Genomic DNA, 8,507 nt, shown 5'->3' with positions numbered 1-8,507 from the left:
GTCGCGGAGCACGGGCACTTCGGGCGGGCCGCCGACGCCCTGCACACCACGCAGCCGTCCCTGAGCCGGCAGATCCGGCGCCTCGAACAGCAGTTGGGGGCGCGGCTGCTCGACCGGACGCCGCAGGGCAGTCGGCTGACCGGGGCCGGGGAGGTCTTCCTGCCGCGCGCGAAGGCGCTGCTGCGGTCCGCCGCGCAGGCCGCGGCGCACACCAGGGCGGCCGCCGAACCGAGCCGCCTCACGGTCGGGTTCATCACGGGGGCCATCGTGACCCCGGTGGTGCGCGAGCTGCGCCGGCGCCATCCCGACGCCGACGTACAGGCGGTGCACCTGGCGTGGAACGAGACGCGGGCCGCGCTGCTCGACCACCGTGTCGACGTGGCCGTGGCCCGACTGCCGTTCCCCACCGACGGGTTGGACGTGGCGGTGCTCTACGACGAGCCGCGCGTGCTGCTCGTCCCGGCCGGGCACCGGCTCGCGGGCCGGGAGTCCGTCACCGTCGACGACATCGCGGGCGAGCCGCTGCCGCGGATGGCGGGCAACCCGGAGTGGGACGCGTTCTGGCGCATCGATCCGCGGCCCGACGGATCGCGGGCCCCGGACGGGCCGGTCATCGATGTGATCGAGGACAAGCTCGAACTCGTCGCGGACGGGCGGGCACTGGCGATCGCGGCGGTGGGGGCGCTGTCCCACACCATGCGGCCCGACGTCGTCCCCGTCCCGCTGGCGGGCGTCGAGCCGAGCCATGTCGTACTCGCGTCCCGGGCGGGCGACCGGGGGCGCCTCGTGGCGGATTTCCGGAGCTGCGCCCGGGCCCGGCTGACCGGGCCCGGGCGGTAGCCGGGGTCAGCGGACGGGGCGGTGCACGTTCTCCCGCTTGGAGGGGCCGGGGGTCGCGTCGGCGATCCAGGGGCCCTCGCCGCTGGGGTCGACGACGCCCTGCTCCAGCCAGGTGTAGGCGCCGCCGAGCACGCCCTTGACGACCTTGCGGTCGAGGTCGTCCGTGTTGGTCCACAGCCGGTCGAAGAGTTCGTCGGCGCGGATCCTGGCCTGGCGGCAGAAGGCGTCGGCGAGCTGGTAGGCCTCGCGGCCGTAGCCCTCGGTGGTGCGCAGGAGTTCGGCGCGCACGCAGGCCGCGCTCATCGCGAACAGTTCGGCGCCGATGTCGACGATGCGGCCGAGGAAGCCCTGCTTGGTCTCCATCCGGCCCTGCCAGCGGGACATGGCGTAGAAGGTGGAGCGGGCGAGTTTGCGCGCGGACCGCTCCACGTAGCGCAGGTGAGTGGACAGGTCGGGGTGGCCGGCCGGGTGGAACTCGGCGTAGGAGCGCGGGAGCTGGCCGGGGCCGGCGACCAGCTTCGGCAGCCAGCGCGCGTAGAAGCCGCCTGCCTTGGCGCCCGCCTTCGCCTTGTCCGTCAGGGACTTGTCGGGGTCGATCAGGTCGCCCGCCACGGACAGGTGGGCGTCGACGGCCTCGCGGGCGATCAGCAGGTGCATGATCTCGGTGGAGCCCTCGAAGATGCGGTTGATGCGCAGGTCGCGCAGGACCTGTTCGGCGGGGACGGCGCGCTCGCCGCGGGCGGCCAGCGACTCGGCGGTCTCGAAGCCGCGGCCGCCGCGGATCTGGACGAGTTCGTCGGCCATCAGACAGCCCATCTCGGAGCCGTAGAGCTTGGCGAGGGCGGCCTCGATGCGGATGTCGTTGCGGTCCTCGTCCGCCATCTGGCTGGACAGGTCGACGACCGCCTCCAGGGCGAACGTGGTCGCCGCGATGAAGCTGATCTTCGCGCCGACCGCCTCGTGGAACGCGACCGGCTTGCCCCACTGCTCGCGCTCCGCCGACCACTCGCGGGCGATCTTCAGGCACCACTTGCCGGCGCCCACGCACATGGCGGGCAGGGAGAGGCGGCCGGTGTTCAGCGTGGTGAGCGCGATCTTGAGGCCCGCGCCCTCGGGTCCGATGCGGTTCGCGGCGGGGACCCGGACCTGGTGGAAGCGGGTGACGCCGTTCTCCAGGCCGCGCAGGCCCATGAAGGCGTTGCGGTTCTCGACCGTGATGCCCTCGGCGGCCGCCTCCACCACGAACGCGGTGATGCCGCCCTTGTGGCCCTCGGACCTCGGGACCCGCGCCATGACGACGAGGAGGTCGGCGACCACGCCGTTCGTCGTCCACAGCTTCACGCCGTCCAGGACGTAGTCGTCGCCGTCGGGCACGGCGGTGGTGGCCAGGCGCGCGGGGTCGGAGCCGACGTCGGGTTCGGTCAGCAGGAACGCGCTGATGTCGGTACGGGCGCAGCGCGGCAGGAACTCGTCCCGCTGTTCCTGCGTGCCGAACAGCTTCAACGGCTGCGGTACGCCGATCGACTGATGCGCCGACAGCAGCGCGCCGAGGGCCGGGCTCGCCGAACCGACCAGCGCGAGCGACTTGTTGTAGTAGACCTGCGTCAGGCCCAGGCCGCCGTACTTCGTATCGATCTTCATGCCGAGCGCGCCGAGCTCCTTGAGCCCGTTGATCGTCTCGTCGGGGATGCGTGCCTCGCGCTCGATGCGGGCCGAATCGATCTCCGTCTCGCAGAAGTCGCGCAGTTTCGCGAGGAACTCCTCGCCGCGCTGCGCGTCCTCGTCGGCGGGCAGCGGGTGCGGGTGGATCAGATCGATCCGGAACCGGCCCAGGAAGAGTTCCTTGGCGAAGCTGGGCTTGCGCCAGTCCTGCTCTCGGGCGGCCTCGGCGACCTGCCTGGCCTCCCGTTCGGAGACCTTCGCCTGGTGCTGTGGTGCGGGGGATGGTGCGGACATGAGGTTCACCTCGCCGCGCGTCGGGTCCACCGGCCCGGCTCATTACCGACCGGTGCTACTCGATCGTATGTACCTGATAACGGGCATGTCGACCAGCCCTCGCGCGTGGACCCGCACCGGATCCGGTCCGCGCACGAGAACGGCCGGAGCCCCCGCACAGTGGGCTCCGGCCGTCGTCGTGGACCGGCGCGCGGGACAGGCCGCGCGCCGGTGTGTGTGGATCCGTCAGAGGGCGAGGCCCGTCAGGACGAGGACGCGCTCGTAGGTGTAGTCGTCCATCGCGTACCGCACGCCCTCGCGGCCGACGCCGGACTGCTTGGCGCCGCCGTACGGCATCTGGTCGGCGCGGTAGGACGGCACGTCGCCGACGACGACACCGCCGACCTCCAGGGCGCGGTGGGCGCGGAAGGCCGTCTGCAGGTCGTGCGTGAACACCCCTGCCTGGAGGCCGTACTTGGAGTCGTTGACGGCGGCGAACGCCTCGGCCTCGCCGTCGACCTTCTTGACCGTGAGGACCGGGCCGAAGACCTCCTCGCAGGAGATCGTGACGTCGGCCGGTACGTCGGCGAGGACGGTCGGCGCGTAGGTGGCGCCGTCCCGCTTGCCGCCCGCGAGGAGCGTGGCACCGGCGTCGACGGCCTCGGTCACCCACGCCTCGACGCGCTGGGCGGCGTCCTCGCTGACCAGCGGGCCGACGTCGGTGGCGTCGTCGGCCGGGTCACCGGTGACCTGCGCCTCGACGGCGGCGACGACCTTCGGCAGCAGCCGGTCGTAGACGGCGGCGTCGGCGATGACGCGCTGCACCGAGATGCAGGACTGGCCGCCCTGGTAGTTGGAGAAGGTGGCGATGCGGGTCGCCGCCCAGTCCAGGTCCTGCTCGGAGGCCCAGTCGCCGAGGACGACGGCCGCGCCGTTGCCGCCGAGCTCCAGGGTGCAGTGCTTGCGCGGGACGCTGTCCATGATCGCGTAGCCGACCGGGCCCGAACCGGTGAAGGAGATGACCGGGAGGCGCTCGTCCTGGACGAGGGCGGGCATTCGGTCGTTCGGCACGGTGAGGACGGACCACGAGCCGGCCGGGAGGTCCGTCTCGGCGAGCAGCTCGCCCAGGATCAGGGAGGAGATCGGGGTCGCCGGGGCCGGCTTGAGGATGATGGGCGCACCCACCGCGATGGCCGGGGCGACCTTGTGCGCGCTCAGGTTCAGCGGGAAGTTGAACGGCGCGATGCCGAGGACGACGCCCTTGGGGATGCGGCGGGTGAGCGCGAGGCGGCCCTGGCCGCCGGCGTCGGTGTCGAGGCGCTGGGCGTCACCGCTGTTCCAGCGGCGGGCCTCCTCGGCGGCGAACCGGAACACGGAGACCGCGCGGCCGACCTCGCCGCGGGCCCACTTGATCGGCTTGCCGTTCTCGGCGGAGATCAGCCGGGCGATCTCCTCGGTGCGCTCGGTGAGGCGGTCGGCGACGTGGTTCAGCGCCTTGGCCCGTACGTGGGCCGGGGTCGCGGCGAACTCGTCGACCACGGCGTGGGCGGCGGCGACGGCCTCCTCGACCTGGGCCTCGGTCGGGACGGCGACGGTGCCGACGAGTCGTCCGTCGTAGGAGTTGTGGACGTCGAACGTCTCGTCCCCGGTGGCCTGGCGGCCGGCGAGCCAGAAAGCGTGGGTGGCGGTCATGTCGGTCTACCGGCCTCTCCGTGTACGTGGGCTTCTACGAGGACCACGGTAGGGCTCCGCCGGGCGGGGGCGGTTTGGCCGGGGTGGAGTGATTGCCCGCGCCCGCTTCGACGCTTTGGCCTACGCGGCGCGGTCCTTGGTCTCTCGGCCTCGTCCGACCGCCCGGTGGGGGCGCGACCAGCCACCCCGAGACCCGCGGTCGCCCACCAGGGAACAACCCGGTCAGGCGCCTGTCGCCTTCAGGGCCAGCCACAGTTCCATCCGGACGTCCGGGTCGTCCAGGGAGCGGCCCAGGATCTCCTCGACCCGGCGCATCCGGTACCGCAACGTGTGCCGGTGCACGCCCAGATCCGCGGCAGCGGCGTCCCACTGCCCGTGCCGCGACAACCACGCCCGCAGCGAGGCGACCAGGTCACCCCGCCCCGTGGCGTCGTGATCGCGCAGCGCCCGCAGCAACCCGTCCGCGAAGGCCCGCACCGCGTCGTCGCCGAGCAGCGGCAGCACGGACCCCGCCGCCACGTCCTCGTGCTCGACGAGGATCCGCCCGCGCCGCCGGGCCACCGACAGCGCCTGCTCGGCCTGCTTGAAGGCGGTCGCCGCGGCGATGGGCCCGGCCGGCGCCGAGAAGCCGATGACGAGTTCGTCGCCGGCCACCGCGGACCCGGCGGAGCCGTCCGCCCGGGTCGCCTCCAGCACCTCCGCGTACTGCCCGCACGCGTCGACGGCCGCACCCCCGTCGACGACGAGCAGCACGACCCGCTCACCGTCGGGCACGACGAGCACGGCCTCGCCCGCGCGGGCGGCGGCGGACTCGACGACGTCCACGAGGACGGACACCGGGTCACTGCCCGGCCCCGCCCCGGTCACCGCCTCGGCGAGCAGCAGCGCGGTCCCGGCCGACGACGCCCCGCCCTGCACCGCGACCCCGCTCGGCGGCGGCGCCACGGCCTCCGCGAGGACCATCCGGAACGGCGCGTCGAGCAGCGCCCCGTACAGGTCGCCGGCGACGGCCCGCGCATGGTCGGGCTCCCCGGCCAGCAGCATCCGCAGCACCGCGGCGCCGATCCGCTGCTCGGCGGCGTACAGCGCCCGGGACCGCTCGGTGGTCAGGGTGAGCAGGGCGATCGCGGAGTGCAGGGCGTACCGCTCGGCGGTGCCGAGGGCCGCGGCCGTGCCGACGGCGAGGGCCGCGCGGGGGCGCCGTCCCGTACCGATGGAGTGCAGTTCGACCCGGTCGTCCGCGCCGCCCGCCACCACGGAGCTCGCGGGCGCGGGCCGTTCCCGCAGTCGTTCGACGTCGGGGGTCAGCCGGGCGGCGCGGCGGCCCGCCCACTCCGGCGCGGTCGCGACGACCGCACCGGACGCGTCGTAGAGCGCGGCCCACCCGTCGACCTGCCCGGCGAGGACGGAGAGGAGCCCCTCGGGTCCTTCGTTGAGTGCCTGCTTGGTCAGCTCGCGCTGCGCCGCGAATCCCGACGTCACGGCCCGGTACTGGTCGGCCGCGATGGCGGCGGACACCGCCTTGCTGATGGCGATGAACGGCGTGCGGGGCGGGACTTCGAGGAGCGGGAGGCCCTCGTCCTGCGCGGCCTGCACCAGGGCGTCCGGCACGGCGTCGTAGTTGACGCCGACGGCGAAGCCGAGGCCGACGACGCCCGCGCCGGCCAGCCGCTTCACGTACCGGCGCATCGCGTCGGGGTCGTCGGCGTCCAGTTTCAGGGCGGTGATGAGAAGGAGCTCGCCGCCTTCCATGTACGGGACGGGGTCGGCGAGCTCGCTCACATGGGCCCAGCGGACGGGGGTGTCCAGCCGTTCCTCGCCCGCGCGCACGGTGAGCTTGAGCGCCGAGTGGTGGACGAGCGAGGCGAGCGTGGGCGGCATGGGGCCTTCAGGTGTGCTGGGGGTACAGGCGGGACCGGTGGGGCGGTCGGAGCGGGCGGGACTTGTGAAGCTTTTGGCCGCTCCGTATGAACGCCCCGTGCCGATTCTGCCTCACCGTACGTACCCCTGGGTCCCGGCCCCACGATCCTCAGCCGTTCTTCAGGCCCCGCTCAGGCCCGCAGATCCACCAGAAGCGGAGGCGCGTGCTCCCCGCGCACGGTCGTCAGGGAGAGCACCGCGTGGCCCGGTGGGACGGCGTGTGCCAGGTCGGACGCGGACCAGCGCTCGCGCTCGACCTGGCGGACGGTGACCGCGCGGGCGGTCGGGGCGCGCCCGGTGATCACCCGGCGCACGGCGTGCAGCGCCTTGCCCGCGGGGGTCTCGGCGATGATCTGCCGGTCGGTGACGTCGCGGGCCTCGGTCCACTCCTTGCCCCACACCTCGGCGAAGTCCTGGCCGTCCCACGGGGTGAGCCCGGACAGGGCCATCCGGCAGCCGACGGCGCCGAGCAGCGGGGAGCGCAGCGGCCGGGGCACGTCGTCGAGGGTGCGCAGGGTCAGCACGGCGCCCGCGTTCGCCGAGCGCAGCCGCTGGATGCCGCGCACGGACTGCGGGGTGACCACCCCGGTCGCGTCGTCGAGCACCAAACAGGCGAAGAGCGAGCGGTCCTCGCGCGTGACCACGCTCGTCATGAACTGGGCGAGCACCAGTCTGGCCAGGATCCGGGAGGCGTCCGCGTGCCCGCGCTCCGGCAGGTCGATCCGGACGCGTACGGGGTGGTCGAGGGCGCGGAGGGAGAACGGGCGGGTGCTGCCCGAGGTGTCGAAGAACGAGGCGAAGGCGGGGCGGTCGAGCAGCGCGATGCGGTCCGCGAGCACCGCTCCGACGTCGCCGGGATGCGCCAGCTGGCGCTCGCGCGCGTCGAGTTCGCGCAGCATCGCCTCGTGGCCCGCCTCGGTGAGCGACTTGCGCAGGGCGCCGAGCGCGACCGGTGAGCCGTCGAGCAGCTGCCGCAGTTCGGGGACGGAGGGGAAGCGTCCGTGGACGGCGGCGTAGGGGCCGAGGAGCTGGGCGAGGACGGTCGTGGAGCGCCGGCTGTCGCCGCTCGGGTGCGGGTCGGCGAGGTCGCCGACGAGGGCCTCGGCGAGCACGGCCGCGGCCTCGTCCGGGTCCTGGCTGCCGCCGTAGAGGTCGAGGTCGTAGACGGAGTCGGGCGCCCCGATCCGGACGACGACGTCGTAGGTGTCCGGCGAGCCGAGCCCGGCGCCGGCCGCCCCGACGACGACCACGGCGGCCCGCCCGGCGAGGGCGCCCAGGCAGAGCGACTCGGCGAGCGGCCAGACGACGCTGCCGGTCTTGCCCGCGCCGGGCGGGCCCACGGCGAGCAGGGAGGTGCCGAGCAGATCGGGGCCGATGCCGAGGCCGACGCCCCGGTACGCGTACGGGTTGCGCTCGTCGTCGGCGGCCGCGCCGATCCTGACCTGCGCCGTCGCGAGGTCGTGGCGGGCGGAGCGGGCGGGCAGGTCGCGCGTTCCCGAGGGGTGCGGGCAGGCGGCGGCGCCGTCCTTGACGACGGCGGCGGTGAAGGCGCCCAGGCTGTGCCGGCCGCGCTTCACGCCCTGCCAGGCGCGGGCGATCCGGGCGTGGTCGACGTCCCGCATCAGCCCGCCGCGCGCATCGGCCCCGAGCCGCTCGGCGGCCTCGGCGGCCCCGGCCTCCCGCAGCTGCGGCCACTGCACGGGGTCCTTCTCCGGGGCGACGGGCCGCGCGGCCTGCACCGGTGCCGCGGCGACCCGCCAGGCCGGGTAGCCGAAGCGCCGCCAGAGCTCGCCCCAGCGGCCGAGGCGGCCGACGCCGACCATGATCCCGACAGCGAACACGGCGTAGTACAGGTACACGACGACGACGGACGCGATCGAGTGCGGCGACGCCCAGGAGTCCGGGACCATCGCGTACAGCGGCAGCAGCCACCAGCCGCCCAGGTAGCCGTTCCACAGCAGCGACCAGACGAGCCAGCCCACCAGGAACGCGATGAGCGCGCCGCTGACCAGCTGCCGGGTCGGTGTCCGCTCCGGCGCCACGTCCGGCCGGGGCAGGTGCCCGAACCGCCAGACGCCCGGTGCGGCCGAGGGCCTGGGGGTCCGCAGCCAGGTCAGGAA

At 74.2% G+C, this 8,507-nt stretch carries 5 protein-coding genes; 1 reads left to right on the top strand and 4 read right to left on the bottom strand.

Annotated elements, in window-relative coordinates; genetic code table 11:
• The coding region (locus M4J07_RS44865) for a LysR family transcriptional regulator (RefSeq protein WP_255982580.1) at positions 1-840 on the top strand (840 nt) is incomplete at its 5' end.
• Positions 841-846: 6 nt separating this feature from the next.
• Here the strand turns inward: M4J07_RS44865 and M4J07_RS44860 are convergent.
• From M4J07_RS44860 to M4J07_RS44845, 4 genes are all read right to left on the bottom strand, one after another.
• Positions 847-2,796: an acyl-CoA dehydrogenase family protein gene (locus tag M4J07_RS44860; RefSeq protein WP_255982578.1), complete on the bottom strand. Its 1,950-nt coding sequence runs from the start codon at positions 2,794-2,796 to the stop codon at positions 847-849.
• 225 nt (positions 2,797-3,021) lie between these two features.
• Complete coding sequence (locus M4J07_RS44855; protein WP_255982576.1) at positions 3,022-4,467, bottom strand: aldehyde dehydrogenase family protein; 1,446 nt, start codon at positions 4,465-4,467, stop codon at positions 3,022-3,024.
• A gap of 222 nt (positions 4,468-4,689) precedes the next feature.
• Positions 4,690-6,348, bottom strand: a complete 1,659-nt coding sequence (locus M4J07_RS44850) for a PucR family transcriptional regulator (protein ID WP_255982574.1) — start codon at positions 6,346-6,348, stop codon at positions 4,690-4,692.
• Between the two features lie 170 nt (positions 6,349-6,518).
• The coding region (locus M4J07_RS44845) for an ATP-binding protein (protein WP_255982572.1) at positions 6,519-8,507 on the bottom strand (1,989 nt) is incomplete at its 5' end.

Source organism: Streptomyces longispororuber (genome assembly GCF_024448165.1).
In the GTDB taxonomy this organism is placed as follows: Bacteria; Actinomycetota; Actinomycetes; order Streptomycetales; family Streptomycetaceae; genus Streptomyces; species Streptomyces longispororuber_A.
Note: the sequence above shows the minus strand (reverse complement) of the source record. Positions and strands in the feature narration are given on the sequence as shown.